This is a genomic window from Endozoicomonas atrinae, from assembly GCF_001647025.1.
Lineage (GTDB): Bacteria > Pseudomonadota > Gammaproteobacteria > Pseudomonadales > Endozoicomonadaceae > Endozoicomonas > Endozoicomonas atrinae.
The window spans coordinates 1-390 of record NZ_LUKQ02000808.1 but is presented as its reverse complement, the minus strand read 5'-3'; the positions used below and the strand labels follow the sequence as shown (position 1 = coordinate 390).

1 protein-coding gene is annotated in these 390 nt (G+C 53.3%); it reads left to right on the top strand.

Going from position 1 to position 390, the window contains the following annotated elements:
* A partial coding sequence (locus AK963_RS34540) for a hypothetical protein (protein ID WP_202969987.1) occupies positions 1-390 on the top strand: 390 nt, incomplete at both ends.

Here is a 390-nt window from a genome sequence, read left to right as displayed (position 1 = left end):
CTTGGGACACCAGTAACATCGCTGGACTGTTCCGCAAGTTACGAGAGTTTCTGATCGACAAATTCAGTAAGGAAGAGGCCGACAACATACTGCCCACCTGGTCGATTGAAGACCTTGAAGACAGTGCTCGCCGAGCGATGAACGAAGACAGCAACACACCGTCGCCTGCCTTTTCAGAACACAACTCACCATCACAGAAGTCACCATCACAGCAGCCCCCGGAAGGAACCGCAATGACCGAAGAAGAACTGAAGCAGCTAAAAGCTGACCTGGAAGTGAAAGAGCAAGCCCTGAAAGACCGGGAAGCCTCTTTTTCCGAGAAAGAGACCGCCATCAAAGCCAGCGAAGCGGCACTGCAGAAGCAGGCCATCGCCAGCGATCTGGATGAGC